Origin of the sequence: Pantoea sp. ICBG 1758 (assembly GCF_002928325.1) — a bacterium.
In the GTDB taxonomy this organism is placed as follows: domain Bacteria; phylum Pseudomonadota; class Gammaproteobacteria; order Enterobacterales; family Enterobacteriaceae; genus Pantoea; species Pantoea eucrina.
Genome location: NZ_POWL01000001.1, coordinates 1,033,593 through 1,050,902 on the forward strand (window position 1 = coordinate 1,033,593; position 17,310 = coordinate 1,050,902).

Below are 17,310 nucleotides of genomic sequence, written 5' to 3' on the forward strand. Positions count from 1 at the left end.
CGGTTTTACGGAGCCGGATATGAAAATCCTGGGTATTGATGCCGGTAATACGATGATCAAGGCGGTGCTGTTTGATCTCAGCGGGACGATACTGGCCGTGGCTGAGCATAGCGGCGAAACGCTGCAGCCGCAGGAGGGCTACGCCGAGCGTTCGATAGCCGCCATCCGGCACGGTACTGAACAGGCGATCCGTCACTGCCTGCTGCAGGCGGGCACGGACGCACAGGATATCATTGCAGTGGGCGCCGCCGGACACGGCAATGGCCTCTATACGCTGGACCGGGCGCTGCAGCCGCAGCTTGGCATTCAGTCGATCGATCGGCGGGCGGACGATATTGTCGCTGCGCTGGAGCAGGCTGAAAAACAGCACGCCATTTATACCCTCTCCCGCCAGACGCCGTGGGCAGCCTCCACGCCGGTGCTGCTGAGCTGGGTTAAACAGCACCAGCCTCAGATATGGCAGCAGATCGGTGCGGTACTGAGCGCTAAAGATGTTATCGTCCATTTTCTCAGCGACGCGCTCAGCAGCGACTATTCAGATGCGGCGGGTGCCGGGCTGATTGACTATCGCGTTCGCGATTACAGCAGTGAACTGCTGGCACTCTATGACATTGAGGAGGCAGCAGCCTGGCTGCCGCCGCTGCGTGAATCGAGCGCTGTCAGCGGTTATGTTACCGCGCTGGCGGCGGCACGCACCGGTTTGCCGGCGGGTATACCGGTGGTGGCGGGTCTGTTTGATGTGGTGGCCAGCGCAGCGGGATCGGGGGTCGTCAGCTGCGGTGACGCCTCAATCGTAGCGGGTACGTGGAGTATCAATCAGGTTGTGGTGGATAAACCTGACTATCTTCGCCCGGTTTCCATGAGTTCAATGATAGAGCGGGATCGCTTTATGGCGATTGAGGCCAGCGCAACCTCGGCGGCTAACCTCAACTGGTTTCTGCGGGAATTTGACGACCGGCGCGGAGGAAAAGGCGCGGTGCAGAGCAGCGAGTGCGTGGCGCAGATCCGTCAGGATCCGCATCTGCCGTTTTATCACCCCTACCTCTACTCCGGCCGCAAACCGGAACCGGCCCGCGCCGGCTTTTACGGGCTGGGCGGCTGGCATACCCGTGCAGATATGCTGTTTGCCCTGTTTGAGGGCGTGACCTTTGCTCACCGGGCGCATATTGACCGGCTGCACGCTGCCGGCCTCCCATTTACCCGTGCCACGCTCTCAGGCGGCGCCGCGCGCAGCGTCATCTGGCCGCAGATGTTTGCCGATGTTTTGAATATTCCGGTGCGGGTGGCAGAGTGTACGGAAACCGGCGCGCTGGGCGCCGCGCTCTGTGCAGGCGTTGGCGTGGGCGTGTGGCGGGATCTGACGGATGCGGTGCAGCATGCGGTGCGTCTGCAGCCGGAAGAGCGGCAGCCGCGGCCGGAGTGGGTCAGCTTCCACGACGCGCGCTATCACCAGTTTAAAAAACTGGAGCTGGCGATGCGCGACATCTGGCGCGAGACCCGCTGATACTCAGCGACACTGGCTGGTGCAGTTCTGTACACAAATTTGCGCCAGCGAGCCACATCCGCCGCCGCTATCATTTTTGCACTGTGACTGCTGTACGTAGCAGTTTTGCTGACAGGCCGACAGATCGCATTTTGACGCGATCGGAGTAAACATAGCAGACGGCGATTTGGGCGACGGCTGCCAGCTGCTCTGCGCCATCGCGTTTACGCTGCACGCCATCATTAACGCAATTATCCACTTCATGATTAATCCTCCGCTCTGAAGCTTTAAGTATGCGCAAAATCTGGTCAGAATGCCGCATGAAACAAAAGATTCATGCGCATAGAGTTGCACTATAAAAGTGCGAACGCACTGCAACAATCGTTTCATCATTATGTCTCTTTTATAAAAAACCATAGTTATCAACACGCTGTCTGTTGGCACGCATCTGGTACAGAAGTTGCAATATCTCCCTGTCTGAGCACAGGAGAGCATGATGAAAGTGATTGTTATTGGCGCCGGTATCGGCGGAATGAGTGCTGCTATCGCCCTGGAACGGGCGGGCTTTGAGACGGAAGTCTATGAGGCCGTTGCGGAGATGAAACCGGTTGGCGCAGCCATTTCCGTCTGGCCTAACGGCGTGAAATGCCTGAATGCCCTCGGTCTGAAACAGCCGCTGCGCGCGCTGAGCGGCAATATGGCCTGGATGGCTTATCACGATGCGCGAAGCGGTGCCCCCCTGACCCGCTTCAGCCTGGATCCGCTGGTGCAGCGCACCGGTGAATATCCTGCGCCGGTATCACGCGCCGGGCTGCAGGCGATGCTGCTTGATACTTATGGCCGGACGCGCGTTCGCTTTGGCAGGCGCGTCACGCATGCTGAACAAACCTCGCAGGGCGTTACCGCTTTCTTTGCCGACGGCAGCGAAGCCACAGGCGACCTGCTGATCGCTGCGGACGGCACGCACTCTGTACTGCGCGAGGCGGTTCTGGGCGAGCGCGTGGCGCGTCGCTATGCGGGCTATGTAAACTGGAACGGGCTGATTAGCGTGGATGAAGCGATTGCACCCGCCGATCAGTGGACCACTTTTGTCGGCGACGGCAAGCGCGTGTCGCTGATGCCGGTTGCCGGCAACCGCTTCTACTTCTTCTTTGATGTGCCGCTACCTGCCGGCCTCGCTCAGGATCGCACCACGCTGCGCGCCGATCTCAGCGGCTATTTCGCTGGCTGGGCCGAACCGGTGCAGCGGCTGATAGCGCAGCTCGATCCGCTCACCACTAACCGGGTCGAAATACACGATACCGAACCCCTTACCCGCTTTGTGCGCGGACGCGTGGCGCTGCTGGGCGATGCAGCCCATAGCACCACCCCCGATATTGGTCAGGGCGGCTGCGCGGCAATGGAAGATGCCGTGGTGCTGGCACAAACGCTGGCGACACATTCGCTGGGGGTGGAAGATGCGCTGCTGCGCTATCAGGCGCGCCGGCTGGACCGCACCCGCGACCTGGTGCTGAAGGCACGCAAGCGCTGCGACGTGACGCACGGTAAAGAGCCCGCGCTGACGGCAGCCTGGTATGAAGAGCTAAAAACCGAAAGCGGCGAGCGGGTGCTGGCTGGCATGTGCGACACAATCTGCGGTGGCCCGATGGGATAGCGCGCCACCGCTTCTGCCCTACTCTGCGCTTAATCCGCGATGGCGCAGCATCGGCTCTGGCGCTGGCGCTTTACCGCGCCAGCTCAGCCAGACGTGCTGCAGATCGCTGCTGTTTCCGCGTGACAAGACCAGATCCCGGAAGCGCTGCCCGTTTTCCCGCGTCAGGCCACCCTGTTCAGTGAACGCCTGATAACCATCGTCAGCCAGCATCTGCGTCCAGATATAGGCGTAATAGCCTGCCGCATATCCTCCTCCCCAGATGTGACGAAAATAGCTGGAGCGATAGCGCGGCGGCACTGCTGACAGCGCAATGTTTTCTGCCTGCAGCGCCTGCCGTTCAAAATGTTCCACATCCTGTGGCTTATCGTGCGCGGAGAGGGAGTGCCACTGCAGATCCAGCAGCGCCGCGGCCAGCAGTTCGGTCATGTCATAACCTTTATTAAAGGTAGCGGCCTGTACCATTTTTTCGCGCAGCGCAGCGGGCATCGGCTCCCCGGTTTCCCAGTGGCGCGCATAGCTGGCGAACACCGCCTCATGACTGGCCCAGTGTTCGTTAATCTGCGACGGAAACTCCACAAAATCGCGCGGCGTGGCCGTACCGGAGAGGCTGGCGTAGCGCTGGCTGGCAAACAGGCCGTGCAGCGCATGACCAAATTCGTGGAACAGCGTGATAACATCATCCCAGCTCAGCAGCGCCGGCTGGCCAGGCTGCGGTTTGGTATAGTTGCAGACGTTGTAGATCACCGGTTTCTGATCCAGCAGCGCAGACTGGTCAACAAAGTTGCCCATCCATGCCCCGCCGCTTTTATTATCACGAGCGAAAAAGTCGGTATAAAACAGCGCCAGCGGCGTCTCATCGGCGTCGAAAATCTCATAGACGCACACATCCGGATGATAGACCGGCAGATCGTGGCGCCGGCTGAACCGAATACCGTAAAGCTGCGTGGCGGCCCAGAACGCGCCGCGCTCCAGCACGCTATCCAGCGCGAACCAGGGGCGAATAGCGTCTTCATCAAAGTCATATTTCGCCTGGCGCACCTGCTCTGCGTAAAAATTCCAGTCCCAGGCGCGCAGGTCAAATCTCTGCTGCTGCTCAGCCATCAGCTGTTCTATCTCTGCGGCCTCGCGCCCGGCGCGCTCGCAGGCTGCCGGCACAATATTGCGCATAAAGTCCAGCGCGGCATCCGGGGTTTTCGCCATCTGATCCTGCAGGTTCCACGCCGCATAGCTGCTATAGCCCAGCAGCGCGGCCTGCTCCGCCCGCAGCTGCGCCATACGCGAAACCAGCGGCCGCGTATCGTTAACATCGTTACGCTCACAGCGCTTCAGCGCCTGCTCAAACAGCGCTTCCCGCGTGGCGCGGATGGTTAGCCGGCTCAGCGCTGGCTGCTGCGTGGTGTTTTGCAGCGGGATCAGCCACTGATTATCCAGACCACGTGCGGCCGCAGCGGCACGCGCCTGCTCCAGCGCTGCATCGTCGAGTCCCGTCAGCGCCTCCGGGCTGCTGACGGTGTAAGCGGCTGACTGCGTCGCCGCCAGCAGCCGGTTACCAAAGCGGGTGCTGAGGCCTGCCAGCTCCTGATTGATGTCGCGCAGCCGCTGTTTTTCATCATCACTCAGGCTGGCTCCGGCCAGCTGAAACGCCTGCCGGGTAACCTCCGTCAGCCGCACCGCCTCTGCGTCCGGGCAGGCGGTACTGCGCTGCTGCCAGACTGCCTCCAGCCGGGCGAAGAGCGCGCTATTGAGGTAGATCTCATCGTGCAGCGCCGCCAGGGCGGGCGTAATGATCTCTTCCACCTCCTGCAGGCGTGGCGACGTATTCGCTGCCGTCATGGCTGAAAAGACCTGCCACACCCGGCTCAGTAAGAGGCCGCTGCGCTCCAGCGCTTCAAACGTATTAGCAAAGTCCGGTGGCGCAGGGTTTGCGATAATCGCGGCGACTTCGCGGCGCTTCTCTTCGATGCCCGCTTCCAGCGCCGGCAGAAAATCGTCTTCGCGTATCTGATCGAACGGCGGCGCCTGATACGGCAGCGTGCTGGCGCTAAAAAAGGGATTGGCGGATCGGTTCATTATCGCTCCTGATAATCAGCAACGCCGCAATAGCCTGCGGCAGAGAGCCTTTATCCTGGCACGCCGGTGTGCGGGCAACAACCCGGCGTGCTGCCCGCCCTCTCTTTTTGCCACACCGGCTGGCCATTTACCCAGGTCTGCGCAATGTTGCGATCGTCACCCAGCGTCATCAGAACAAATAGCTGCTCGAAGATATCTTTACTGTTGCCATGACGCAGCTGCTGCAGCGGCGATACGGCCGGATCCAGCACCACAAAATCCGCCTCTTTGCCGGGCGTAAAGCTGCCAATTTTATCGTCGAGATCCAGCGCCTGCGCCCCGCCCAGCGTGGCGCGATAAAGCGCTTCGCAGGCGGTCAGCTTATAGTGCTGCAGCTGCCCGACTTTATACGCCTCGCCCAGCGTCTGCAGCAGGTTGAAGGTGGTACCAGCGCCAACGTCGGTGCCGATCCCCATGCGCACGTTCTCCTGCCAGCAGCGTTTGAGATCAAACAGCCCGCTGCCAAGAAACAGATTTGAAGTAGGGCAAAATGCGATGGCTGAACCGGTGTCGTGCAGGCACTGCCACTCATGGTCCTGCAGATGCAGGCAGTGGGCAAATACGCTGCGTGCGCCGGTGAGCTGATAGTGGTGATAGACATCGAGATAGCCGTTGCGCTCGGGAAAAAGCTCTCTGACCCACGCCACCTCCTGCGGATTTTCACTCAGGTGCGTATGCAGCCAGGTATCGGGAAACTCTCTCCGCAGCTGACCTACCCGTTCCAGCAGCTGTGGCGAAGAGGTCGGCGCAAAGCGTGGGGTCAGCGCATAGCCAAGACGGCCGCGCCGGTGCCAGCGCTCAATCAGCGCCCGCGTCTGCTGATAGCTCGTTTCGGGGGTTTCAGTCAGGTAGTCCGGCGCGTTGCGGTCCATCATCACTTTACCGGCAATGAGCCGCATGCTGAGCCGCTCCGCCGCGCTGAAGAGCGCGTCAACCGACTGCGGATGCACCGTGCCAAACACCAGTGCGGTAGTGGTACCGTTAGCCAGCAGCTGCTGCAGGAAAAAATCGGACATCTTTGCCGCATGGGTTGCACAGTGATACTGCTGCTCAACCGGAAAGGTATAGTTATTCAGCCAGGTCAGCAGCTGTTCGCCAAACGCGCCCATCATTTCCGTCTGCGGATAGTGAATGTGGGTATCGATAAACCCCGGCACAATCAGCTTGCCGCGCAGGTCCGTGACCCGCCGGCTATCCACCCGTAGCGCCGCGCTGCTCCAGCTTTCCAGGCTGACAATTTTTCCTGCACGCAGCGTGAGCAGACCATCAGCGAGATAGCGTGCGGCGTCACTCAGCGCCTCTGGCTGATCTACCGTGCGGGTAAAATCAAAAAAACTGGCGCGCAGCAGCGTCTCGTTGTCAGCATTCATAACTCATCCTCTCAGTAAGATAAAATGAGTGTGCAAAAGCCGTGCCAGTTAAGGGTTATTTACCTGCTAAATCATAAGGTTAGGCTAAAAGAGAGGCAACCGGATGCGCAAACGATTACGTGCATCTGCACCGGCGTTAAGATCTGCTGGCGACCGCTCACGCTGCACCATGATGCATCAGCGCGGTGCACGCCTGCACCCTGTTAACGCATTCCGGCGACAGAGAGTTTGCCGACCGCTTTTTTTCAGCAGGCGAAGAATGATGGTGATATGGTTAAACGCGGACTACCTGAAAACAGTTAAGGAACAGTGAGATGATTATTTTTGTTACCGGTGCTACTGCGGGGTTTGGTGAAAGTATTACCCGTCGCTTCATTGCCACAGGCCATAAAGTGATCGCCAGCGGGCGGCGCGCCGAACGGCTGCAGGCGCTGAAGGATGAGCTGGGTGAAAACCTCTATACCGTTCAGCTCGATGTGCGTAATCGTGCCGTTATCGAGGAGGTCATCGCTGCGCTGCCGGCAGAGTGGCGCAACATTGATGTACTGGTCAACAACGCCGGCCTGGCGCTGGGCACTGAGCCAGCCCATAAAGCCAGCGTCGATGACTGGGAGAATATGATCGACACCAATACCAAAGGCCTGGTTTTCATGACCCGGGCGCTGCTGCCTGCCATGGTAGAGCGCAACGTCGGGCATATCGTCAATATCGGTTCCATTGCCGGCAGCTGGCCCTATGCGGGCGGCAACGTCTATGGCGCAACCAAAGCGTTTGTGCGCCAGTTCAGCCTGAATCTGCGTACCGATCTCCACGGCACCGCGCTGCGCGTGACCGATATCGAGCCGGGTCTGGTAGGCGGAACGGAATTTTCCAACGTGCGCTTTAAAGGCGATGACGATCGCGCCGGCGCGGTGTATGAAGGTACAACGGCGCTGACGGCAGAGGATGTCACCGAGGCCGTTTACTGGGTAACCACGCTGCCAGCGCACGTCAATATCAACACGCTGGAGATTATGCCGGTCAGCCAGACCACCGCCGGGCTGAAAGTGCATAAAGACGCATAACCGTGTGTGACAACGTCACCTGATAGTACCGGGTGACGCTGTTACGCTTTTCCCCAGCCGGTGACAATAATCAGCATTCCGCACAGCGCTATCAGCGCGCCCGCCCAGTCCCATGCGCTCAGCCGTACCCCATCCACCACGCGCAGCCAGATCAGCGCTGTAAACACATAGACACCACCATACGCCGCGTAAACCCGCCCGCTCGCCGCCGGATGCAGCGTGAGCAGCCAGACAAATAGCGCCAGACTCGTCGCAGCCGGCAACAGCAGCCAGGCGCTTATCCCTTTACGCAGCCAGAGCCAGGGCAAGAAACAGCCCGCAATCTCTGCGACAGCCGTAATGAAAAATAATAGTGCGGTCTTGATCAGCATAACTCTGCTCTCTGTTCCCTCAACGCGCTGCACACCGCTGGTGAGCAGCAAAAGCAGGATGATATACTAGCCGCTGTTACGGCAACAGCCTCGCACGGCTGACCGGGTCTGACTAAAGGACAACATCATGAAAAACTATGCTTCCGTTCTGTTTACGGCGCTGCTGACGGCCAGCGTGCTGCTGAGCGCTCCCTTTGCCGCTGCCCGTACCGATCGCCTGATCGTGGAAGATGGCAATAGCGCGGCCAGCAATGAAGCCGCCCGCCAGAGTAAAGAGCAGTGGAACGATACGCGTAATCTGCGCAGCAAGATTAATACCCGGACAGAGAAAGAGTTCGACAAAGCGGACCGCGCGTTTGATACCCGCGACGCCTGCGACAAGAGCTATAACGTCAACGCTTACTGGGAAGAGAATACCCTGCGCTGCCTCGATCGCCGCACCGGTCGTCCGGTCGCGCCGTAACGCGGCGCTGCTGCTATAGTGTTCAGAGAGACAGTCAACAAGGAGTTTGCGATGAAAAAGGGTTCTCTGGTACTGCTGCTGGGTGTGATGACGCTGCCGCTGATGGCTCAGGCCTCCTGCGACAGCGTTCGCGCCGATATCAGTAAAAAAATTGTCAGTAATGGCGTGGCGGAGTCAGATTTTACGCTGGATATCGTGCCAAACGATCAGGCCGACCAGGCGGGCGGTCAGGTGGTCGGCCACTGTGAAAATGATACGCAAAAAATTGTTTATAAAAAGAATATGCGGGATGCAGAGGGTAGCGCACCCGACAGCGCCGGCAGCTCTCAGGATATGTCAGCGCAGTAACCTGCAACCGGGGCAGCCGCCGCTGCCCCGCTTCTTCTCTTCTATTCCATCTCCGGTCGCTGACGCGGCATCAGCCAGGCGATCCACACCGTCAGCAGCGCGATCAGCAAGGCCACGATAAATACCCAGTGCAGCGATGCGGCAATCTGGGTCGTCCAGAGCTGCAGTTCTGCAACCGGCAGCGCCTCCCGGCTTTCCGGCGACATGATTTTTTGCATCGGATCCTCCGCCTGCGGCAGCCGCTGCGCCAGATTGATGTTTAAAACCGCCCCCATCAGTGCGGTTCCCAGCGCTGAACCCAGCATCCGGCTGAACATAATAGAGGCGGTACAGATACCGCGGATCTCATACTGCGCATGGTTCTGCACGGAAACCAGAAACGTGGTGCTGGTCATGCCCATGCCGGTGCCGATAACAAAGGCCGTAAAGCCCGCCTGCAGCACGGAGCTTTCCGCGTGGAGCAGCAGCAGCAGCGCGCTGCCAGCGATCAGTAACAGTGCGCCAAGCTGAGCGGTGAAGCGATAAGAGGTCACGAGCATCAGGCGACCGCTGAGCGTACTGGCAATCGGCCAGCCAATTGACATCATCGCCAGCGCGCTGCCCGCCTGCAGCGGCGTACCGCCGGTGATCCCCTGGATCCAGGTGGGCAGAAACGCGCTGATGCCCATCATGGTGGCGCCGATAATCAGATTACCGGCGTTGCCTGCCACAATCAGACGGCTGCGCCACAGCGCAAGCGGGAAAAGCGGTGCCGCCGTCTGCTGTTCGTGCCGTTTGAGACGCCAGCCTGCCACGCCTGCCAGCAGCAGAAACGGCAGCAGCCAGTAGCCGAGCGCTTCCGCCTGCAGCAGCGCCACCAGCAGCGCAGTGACGCTGATCATCAGCCAGCAGCTGCCGGTAATATTCAGCGCACCTGCGGCGGAGACCGGGCGGGCGGGCAGGAAACGCGCCAGCAGCAGCATAGAGATCAGCCCTATCGGCACGTTGACCCAAAAGATCACCGCCCAGCTAAAGTGCTGCACCAGCCACGCACCGCTAAGCGGTCCGATAATTGCCGCCACGCCCCAGACGCTGGAGAGCCAGCCCTGAACGGTGGCGCGTTCACGCGGGGAGTAGATATCCGCCACAATGGTAGTGGTCAGCGGCATAATGGCACCCGCTCCCAGCCCCTGAAAGGCGCGGAACAGAATGAGCCATGTCATGGTATGAGCAAAGCCGCACAGCACTGAGCCAAACAAAAACAGCGATACCCCGACAAAAAAGAGCCGCTTACGTCCCCATATATCGGCTAAACGGCCATAAAGCGGCACGCTCACCGCCTGCGTCAGGAGATAAATAGAAAATACCCAGCCAAACTGCGCGAAGCCGCCCAGATCGGCAATGATCGTAGGCATCGCCGTCGCCACAATCGTCACCTCAATCGCGGCCATAAACATAGCCAGCATACAGGCAAACAAAATCCATGGACGATGGCTGCGCAAAACTTCAGCGTGCTCTGACATAACGCTCCTTATCCCGTTTTACTCTCTCTTATCCCGCCACACAGCCCGTGCTTATGTGACAGGGTAACCTTTTTCGATGAATTTTTTTTATTGTCATACCATCCCGTACCCGGTGCGGGCTGCAGGCGGTTTTGACCCCTCACTGTCAGCTGTTTTTTGCGTTAAATGCTGGCGTTGCCGATCAGAGATTGCTATAGACTTTTAGCCGTCAGGTTAATTATCTGTGAATTTATGCCGAATTAACGCAGGCAACCCGCACCTTAACCATAAAATTTTGCTATCGAACGCGGCCTCTTATCCTGCCGCTCAGCAGAGCAATCATAGCTGATAGTTCTGTTTATTCAGGGAGAAAACGGTTATGCCTCACGCATCGCTGATCCGGCGCACCGGATTGGCTCTTCTCACTCTTACGCTACTCGTTGCGCTTCTGATCTGGGGCATTGGTCCGGATACGCTGCGCGCCCGCCAGACCGATCTGATCTATCTTGGCCAGCAGCATCTCTGGCTGGTTTTCTGGTCCATGTTCTGCGCCCTGCTGGTGGGGATCCCTGCCGGGATTCTGCTGAGCCGTCCTTTTGCGCGACGTCAGGCTGAATATGTTATGCAGATCTTCAACGTCGGCAATACCCTCCCGCCTCTGGCCGTGCTGGCGCTGGCTATGGTCGTGGTGGGCATCGGTGAGCGACCGGCGCTGATTGCGCTGTTTCTTGCCTCGCTGCTGCCCATTGTGCGCAATACCTATGCCGGCCTGTGCGCGGTTCCACCTGCGCTGACCGAGGCGGCTAAAGGCATTGGCATGACCCGCCTGCAGCGGCTGCGCCAGGTTGAGCTGCCGGACGCGCTGCCGGTGATATTAGCCGGCGTGCGCATCGCCACCGCAATTAACGTCGGCACCGCGCCGCTGGCCTTTTTGATAGGCGCCAGCAGCTATGGCGAGCTGATTTTCCCCGGGATCTATCTGAACGATTTCCCGACGCTGATTCTGGGTGCGGCCGCTACCGCGCTGATTGCCCTGATCCTGGACATGCTGCTGGCCGCGCTGGGCCGCATTCTTTCGCCACACGCTGCAACTTAACTCATGGAGCACGTTTTGATGACCCCCACCAGGCTGTTTTTCAACCGGCTGCGCGGCGCTGTGCTGGCCCTGAGCGCTGCGCTACTGCTTAATCAGTCAGCGCTGGCGGCTGCGCCCATTACGCTCTCAACCAAAAGCTTTACTGAACAGCATATTTTGTCTGCCCTGTCCGTTTTGTGGCTGCAGAAAAACGGGTTTACGATCGTCCCTAAGACCAATATTGCGACCACCATCAGCCGTAATGCCATGATCAACAAACAGATCGATATGACATGGGAATATACCGGCACCTCGCTCATTATTTTTAACCACATCAGTAAGCCCATGTCTCCTGAACAGGCGTGGGAAACAGTAAAAAAGCTGGATGCGAAACTGGGCCTGGTCTGGCTTGAACCGGCACCGATGAACAACACTTACGCTTTCGCCATGCAGCGACGTCGCGCAGAGCAGGAGGGTATCACCACCCTGTCGCAGCTGGTCAGCAAAATGGAGCAGGTGCGCGCCAGCGATCCGGAGCATAACTGGCGGCTGGGACTCGACCTGGAGTTTGCTGGTCGCTCCGATGGCCTGAAGCCGCTGCAAAAAGTTTATCAACTGCCGCTCGATCGCCCGCAAATCCGTCAGATGTATCCCGGCCTGGTCTATAACGCGGTCCGTGACGGGTTTGTGGACGCCGGCCTGATCTATACCACCGATGGCCGTGTCAAAGGCTTTGACCTGCTGGTATTGAAAGATGATAAGCACTTCTTCCCCAGTTACAACGTCACGCCAGTGGTACGTAAAGAGGTGCTCGCTGCACATCCTGGCCTGGAGAAAGCGCTGAATCAGCTGTCAGCATTGATTACTGATGACGCTATTTCAGAAATGAACAAGCGGGTGGATATCGATCATCAGTCACCCGCTCAGGTTGCACGCGATTTCCTCCAGACCCGTAACATGCTGTAAGGAGACACCATGGATACCCTCTATTACATCACTGATAACTGGCAGATGCTGCTCGGCCTGACCTGGCAGCACACCTGGCTGGTGCTGGTGGCGGTTGGTTTTGCCATCCTGGCTGGCGTACCGCTGGGCATTTTAATTGTCCGCTTTAAGTGGCTGGCGACACCGGTGCTGGGCGTCGCCACTATTGTACTGACCATTCCGACTATTGCGCTGTTCGGGCTGATGATCCCGTTGTTTTCGCAGATCGGCCAGGGCATCGGCGCCCTGCCCGCCATCACGGCAGTGTTTCTCTATTCGCTGCTGCCTATTGTGCGGAACACCCATACGGCGCTGGAAAACCTGCCCTCCGGACTGCGCGAAGCGGGACGCGGCATCGGTATGACGTTCTGGCAGCGGCTGCGCTGGGTAGAGATCCCGATGGCGCTGCCGGTGATTTTCGGCGGCATCCGCACGGCGGTGGTGATGAACGTCGGCGTTATGGCGATCGCCGCCGTTATCGGTGCAGGCGGTCTCGGACTGCAGCTGCTGGATGGCATCGGCGGTAGCGATGTACGCATGCTTATTGCCGGCGCGCTGATGATATGTCTGCTGGCTATCTTTCTTGACTGGCTGCTGCACCGGCTGCAGCTGGCACTGACCCCGAGGGGGATTCGCTAATGATTAAACTGGAAAACCTGACGAAAACCTTTACCCAGAAGAGCGGCGCGGCCTTCAATGCGGTTGATAACGTCAGCCTGGATGTACCGGCAGGCGAAATGTGCGTGCTGCTCGGCCCTTCCGGCTGCGGCAAAACCACCACGCTGAAGATGATTAACCGGCTGATACCGGCCAGTGGCGGCCGGATTTATATCAACGGAGAGGATACCAGCGGCTAGGATACGGTAACGCTGCGCCGCAACATCGGCTATGTGATCCAGCAGATTGGCCTGTTTCCGAACATGACGATTGAGGAGAATATTACGGTGGTGCCGCGTATGCTGGGCTGGGATAAAAAGCGCTGCCGCGAACGGGCTACGGAGCTGATGAGCATGGTGGCGCTGGACCCGACTAAATTTTTGCATCGCTATCCGCGTGAAATGTCCGGTGGTCAGCAGCAGCGTATTGGCGTTATCCGCGCCCTGGCCGCCGATCCACCGGTATTGCTGATGGATGAGCCGTTTGGCGCCGTCGATCCGATAAACCGCGAAGTAATCCAGAACGAGTTTCTGGAGATGCAGCGACAGCTGAAAAAAACGGTCATGCTGGTCAGCCACGATATTGATGAAGCGCTGAAGCTCGGCGATCGCATTGCGGTGTTTGGTCAGGGAAAAATTGTGCAGTGCGCCAGCCCGGATGAGCTGCTGGCAAAACCTGCTAATGACTTTGTCGGATCCTTCGTTGGTCAGGATCGCACCCTTAAGCGCCTGCTGCTGGTACAGGCGGGCGACGTCACTGACCAGCAGCCCACCATTACCGTACGCCGCAGTACGCCGCTTACAGAGGCCTTTGCCACCATGGATGACAACGATATGCGTTCCGTTACGGTTGTCGATGAGGATGGCAGGCCGCTCGGATTTGTGAAGCGGCGCGAAGCGCGCGGCGCTGCCGGCCAGTGCGGAGAGCTGCTGCACCACTTTCGCGTCACCGGTAAAGCTGAAGAGAACCTGCGCGTGGTGCTGTCAAAGCTGTATGAGCACAATACCGTCTGGATGCCGATTGTCGATGAAGATGGTCGCTACAGCGGCGAAATTTCGCAGGATTACATAGCGGATTATCTCAGTTCTGGCCGGACCCGCCGCCGTCTGAACCCCTGAACGCTGCGTGCGCCGGAAGCGGCGCACGCGTGGCTCGTTAATCGTGTTCTGACACGCTGACGGCTGCGGGTTGTGCCCTGGTAAAGGAAAACGCCGGCCCGGTTAACGCCTCCGGATCGATATAGCGCGTGAGATCGCGCTGCTCAGCGCGCGGCAGATAAGGCAGCTCTCCCAGCAGCGGCGCGGCAAGCCGGTCGCGCAGCACGCTGACAATCTCCGCATAGTGAGCCAAACCCGGATTGATGCGGTTTGCGACCCAGCCTGCCAGCGTCAGGCCATCGTGCGCAATCGCCTCCGCTGTCAGCAGCGCATGATTAATACACCCCGTTTTTATCCCCACGACCAGCACGACCGGCAGCTGCTGCTGCTGTACCCAGCCGGCGAGCGGCTGCCGATCGTTTATCAGGCTGCGCCAGCCGCCTGTGCCCTCCACGATCACATATCCCGCCTGCGTCTGCAGATCGGCCAGATGACGATCCAGCAGCGCGTAATCGATATGCTGCCGTGCCCCCGGTCCGGACGCATCATCGGTCAGAATAACCGGATTAACCGCCGGATAGCTGAGCGTCAGCCCTGACGCCTGCTGCAGCAGTTCTGCATCGCGGTTGCGTAATCCTTCCGGCGTGGCGCGCGCCTCTTTTGCCACAGGTTTAAAACCTGCGGCGCAGATGTTTGCCTGTGCCAGCAATTGCAGCAGCGCGCATGCAACCACTGTTTTTCCTGCTCCGGTATCGGTACCTGTGACAAATAGCGTTTTCACCTGTTCCACTCCTTCCAGTAAGCAGCATGGATAGCCTGCGAAGAAGGCAGTGTAGGTAATTGACGCCGCCGGATGCTTGCGTTAGCGCAAACTTAAGGTGGGCTGTAGTTATCCCTGCAGCAGTTTAATCAGCAGATGACCGTTATAGAGGGCATCTTTGATCAGCGCTGCCGCCCCCAGCGTACCGGGATCGCTCATTAACGCAGGCACCAGCTCCAGATCGCGGCTGTAAGCGGGCAGCGCCTGCTGCCGGACAGTGCTGTTTATGGCGGGGAAAAGTACGTCTGCCGCCTGATTGAGTGGCGAACCGATAAGAATTTTTTGCGGGTTGAAAATATTCACCATCATCGCCAGCATACGCCCGACGTGATGCCCCACGCCGGCAATCGCATCGTGCGCCAGCCGGTCACCCTGCTGCGCAGCGCGGCAGAGGTTTTCCAGCGTCAGCGGCTGCTGATGCAGCGGGCTGTCAGGCTGTAGCGCCAGCCGCTGCTGCGCCAGCTGCAGCAGACTGGAAGTGCTGGCCACGGTCTCCAGGCAGCCGTGATTACCGCAATAGCACTGCTGGCCCCAGGGATCGATCTGGGTATGCCCTATCTCCACCAGCGCACGGCCGCTTTTATGCAGCAGCTGACCGCCACTGATGACCCCTGCGCCTACGGTCTCATCAATAACAATCTGAATAACATCCTGCGCGCCGCGCGATGCGCCAGACTGCGCCTCTGCCAGCGTCCACGCTGAGATGTCATGCTGCACAAACACCGGCAGGCCGGAACGCTGCGCCAGCGTTTCGCCCAGCGGCATATCCTCTACATCATAGCCCGGCATGCGATGCACCACGCCGGAGGCGGCGTTGATAAGACCCGGGGTGGTGATAGCGATAGCTGTCAGACGCTCCAGCCGCTGCTGATGCCGGATAAAGAACGCATCCACCAGCGTCTGCAGCGTCTGCAGCAGCGGCACGTCAGACGTCACGGGCAGCGGCAGGCGATCCTCTTCCAGTGCGCGGCTGCTTAAATCGCGCAGCGTCAGCGTGATTGCGCCGGGCTGAATACGTATCGCCAGATAGTGCCACGCCAGGGTATCAAGCACGAGACCAATCGCCGGACGACCGCGGCTGCCCGGCTCCTGAAACTCCGTTTCCTGCACCAGATGCGCATCCAGCATTTCGCGTACAATTTTAGTAATGCTGGCGGGTGCCAGCTGCGCCCGCCTGGAGAGTTCAATACGTGATATCGGCCCATGCTGGTCAATCAGACGGTAGACTACGCCTGCGTTAGTCTGTTTGATGTGGTCAATATGACCAGGCTGACTCTCCCGATTCACACCCTGCTCCCGGATATTTTCGCGCTTCTAAATAAACATTCGCTATGGTGAGGCACTTTGCCGGAGAGCGTTAACTATTTGGCTGGAAATGTGACTGGTCGCACAGATTGTTCGGCTCCGTCTGCCCTGATTGCGTCAGATTTCAGCGTTTTCCAGCATCAGCGCCTGCATGTTGCGCATCTGGGCGGTGGGTTCCCGCAGCGCTGACCAGACCAGCCACACTTCCGAGCGCGCATCGCTCTCCTCCAGCGGGATCCAGATCAGATCGGCGAGCCGCGCCCGGGCAAACGCAGCGGGCAATACCGAGATCCCCAGCCCGGTCGCTACCAGTCCCAGAATCGTCATCGCCTCACCCGCCTCCTGCGTGATAACCGGGCTGACGTGATAGCGATGCAGCAGGGCCAGAATGTCACCGTAGAGCGCCGTACCGCTCTGCGCGTCAAAGAAGATAAACGGCTCCCCGGTCAGGGCGCGAACGGAGAGGCTGCGGTGCTGCGCCAGCGGATGATCGCGGTGCATCACCGCATATAACGGCTCCCGCAGCAGCAGCTGGTAATGCAGATCTGCCGGCAGCGGCGTATTGCGCATCACACCAAGATCGAGCTGGCCATCAAGCAGCGGCGTCAGCTGCTGGCGGGTGTTGTGCTCCTGCATATGAATATGCACTTCCGGCCAGCGCTGGCGAAAACGAAACAGCGCATCGGAAACCAGTCCGGTAAACGGGGCTGATGAGGTGAAACCGATGCGCAGTTCGCCCTGCTGCCCCTGATGAATGCGTGCCGCCCGGTCAGCGCTCTGGTTTACCTGCAGCAGAATAGTGCGCGCATCCTGCAGAAAAGCGGCACCGGCCGGCGTCAGCTGTACGCTGCGATTGGTGCGCACCAGCAGTCGGGCCTGAATGCTCTGCTCCAGCTGCTGGATCTGCTGGCTGAGCGGCGGCTGAGAAATATTGAGGCGCCGCGCCGCGCGGCCAAAATGCAGCTCCTCAGCGACAGCAATGAAATAGCGCAGGTGACGCAGCTCGATAGCCATATTTTTAACATATCA

At 59.2% G+C, this 17,310-nt stretch carries 16 protein-coding genes and 1 pseudogene; 9 read left to right on the forward strand and 8 right to left on the reverse strand.

What is annotated here, in order from left to right; translation table 11 throughout:
- The first annotated feature begins 19 nt into the window (after window positions 1-19).
- Window positions 20-1,504, forward strand: a complete 1,485-nt coding sequence (locus C1Y41_RS05075; RefSeq protein ID WP_039384372.1) for an FGGY-family carbohydrate kinase — start codon at window positions 20-22, stop codon at window positions 1,502-1,504.
- A 3-nt stretch (window positions 1,505-1,507) separates the two neighbouring features.
- Here C1Y41_RS05075 and C1Y41_RS05080 read toward each other — a convergent pair whose 3' ends face one another.
- Window positions 1,508-1,747, reverse strand: a complete 240-nt coding sequence (locus tag C1Y41_RS05080) for a hypothetical protein (protein WP_039384375.1) — start codon at window positions 1,745-1,747, stop codon at window positions 1,508-1,510.
- A gap of 232 nt (window positions 1,748-1,979) precedes the next feature.
- On the opposite strand from C1Y41_RS05080, the gene hpxO reads away from it, so the two are divergent.
- Window positions 1,980-3,137, forward strand: a complete 1,158-nt coding sequence (gene hpxO / locus C1Y41_RS05085; protein ID WP_039384376.1) for an FAD-dependent urate hydroxylase HpxO — start codon at window positions 1,980-1,982, stop codon at window positions 3,135-3,137.
- Window positions 3,138-3,155: 18 nt separating this feature from the next.
- Here hpxO and dcp read toward each other — a convergent pair whose 3' ends face one another.
- Window positions 3,156-5,207, reverse strand: a complete 2,052-nt coding sequence (dcp, locus tag C1Y41_RS05090) for a peptidyl-dipeptidase Dcp (RefSeq protein ID WP_104084978.1) — start codon at window positions 5,205-5,207, stop codon at window positions 3,156-3,158.
- Between the two features lie 50 nt (window positions 5,208-5,257).
- Entirely contained in the window at window positions 5,258-6,616 is a 1,359-nt protein-coding gene (gene guaD / locus C1Y41_RS05095) for a guanine deaminase (protein WP_104084979.1), read from the reverse strand.
- A gap of 314 nt (window positions 6,617-6,930) precedes the next feature.
- Between guaD and ydfG the strand changes: the two genes are divergently transcribed.
- Complete coding sequence (gene ydfG, locus C1Y41_RS05100; protein ID WP_039384381.1) at window positions 6,931-7,680, forward strand: bifunctional NADP-dependent 3-hydroxy acid dehydrogenase/3-hydroxypropionate dehydrogenase YdfG; 750 nt, start codon at window positions 6,931-6,933, stop codon at window positions 7,678-7,680.
- Between the two features lie 41 nt (window positions 7,681-7,721).
- Here ydfG and C1Y41_RS05105 read toward each other — a convergent pair whose 3' ends face one another.
- Window positions 7,722-8,051: a YnfA family protein gene (locus C1Y41_RS05105; RefSeq protein ID WP_104084980.1), complete on the reverse strand. Its 330-nt coding sequence runs from the start codon at window positions 8,049-8,051 to the stop codon at window positions 7,722-7,724.
- A gap of 127 nt (window positions 8,052-8,178) precedes the next feature.
- Here C1Y41_RS05105 and C1Y41_RS05110 point away from each other — a divergent pair, with 127 nt between their 5' ends.
- Window positions 8,179-8,514 (forward strand): DUF1283 family protein, encoded by a 336-nt coding sequence (locus C1Y41_RS05110; RefSeq protein ID WP_039384383.1) that lies wholly within the window; start codon window positions 8,179-8,181, stop codon window positions 8,512-8,514.
- Between the two features lie 51 nt (window positions 8,515-8,565).
- Window positions 8,566-8,862: a DUF1161 domain-containing protein gene (locus tag C1Y41_RS05115; RefSeq protein WP_039384385.1), complete on the forward strand. Its 297-nt coding sequence runs from the start codon at window positions 8,566-8,568 to the stop codon at window positions 8,860-8,862.
- Between the two features lie 41 nt (window positions 8,863-8,903).
- On the opposite strand, the gene C1Y41_RS05120 is transcribed toward C1Y41_RS05115, so the two are convergent.
- The gene (locus C1Y41_RS05120) at window positions 8,904-10,364 is read right to left on the reverse strand and encodes an MDR family MFS transporter (RefSeq protein ID WP_104084981.1); all 1,461 of its coding nucleotides are present in this window, start codon (window positions 10,362-10,364) and stop codon (window positions 8,904-8,906) included.
- A 358-nt stretch (window positions 10,365-10,722) separates the two neighbouring features.
- Between C1Y41_RS05120 and C1Y41_RS05125 the strand changes: the two genes are divergently transcribed.
- From C1Y41_RS05125 to osmV, 4 genes and pseudogenes are all read left to right on the forward strand, one after another.
- Window positions 10,723-11,439: an ABC transporter permease gene (locus C1Y41_RS05125; protein ID WP_104084982.1), complete on the forward strand. Its 717-nt coding sequence runs from the start codon at window positions 10,723-10,725 to the stop codon at window positions 11,437-11,439.
- Between the two features lie 18 nt (window positions 11,440-11,457).
- Window positions 11,458-12,384, forward strand: coding sequence for a glycine betaine ABC transporter substrate-binding protein (locus tag C1Y41_RS05130; protein WP_104084983.1), 927 nt, complete (start codon window positions 11,458-11,460; stop codon window positions 12,382-12,384).
- A gap of 9 nt (window positions 12,385-12,393) precedes the next feature.
- Window positions 12,394-13,041, forward strand: a complete 648-nt coding sequence (gene osmW / locus C1Y41_RS05135; protein ID WP_039384394.1) for an osmoprotectant ABC transporter permease OsmW — start codon at window positions 12,394-12,396, stop codon at window positions 13,039-13,041.
- Window positions 13,041-14,177 (forward strand): annotated as a pseudogene (gene osmV / locus C1Y41_RS05140) (osmoprotectant ABC transporter ATP-binding protein OsmV). Before osmW ends, osmV begins: the two are co-directional and overlap by 1 nt.
- 37 nt (window positions 14,178-14,214) lie before the next feature.
- On the opposite strand, the gene bioD reads toward osmV, so the two are convergent.
- From bioD to C1Y41_RS05155, 3 genes are all read right to left on the reverse strand, one after another.
- Window positions 14,215-14,937 (reverse strand): dethiobiotin synthase, encoded by a 723-nt coding sequence (gene bioD / locus C1Y41_RS05145; RefSeq protein ID WP_104084984.1) that lies wholly within the window; start codon window positions 14,935-14,937, stop codon window positions 14,215-14,217.
- A gap of 108 nt (window positions 14,938-15,045) precedes the next feature.
- A complete protein-coding gene (locus C1Y41_RS05150; RefSeq protein ID WP_104084985.1) occupies window positions 15,046-16,263 on the reverse strand; it encodes an ROK family transcriptional regulator in 1,218 nt (405 codons plus the stop codon).
- 135 nt (window positions 16,264-16,398) lie between these two features.
- A complete protein-coding gene (locus tag C1Y41_RS05155) occupies window positions 16,399-17,295 on the reverse strand; it encodes a LysR family transcriptional regulator (protein ID WP_104084986.1) in 897 nt (298 codons plus the stop codon).
- Window positions 17,296-17,310 lie beyond the last annotated feature (15 nt).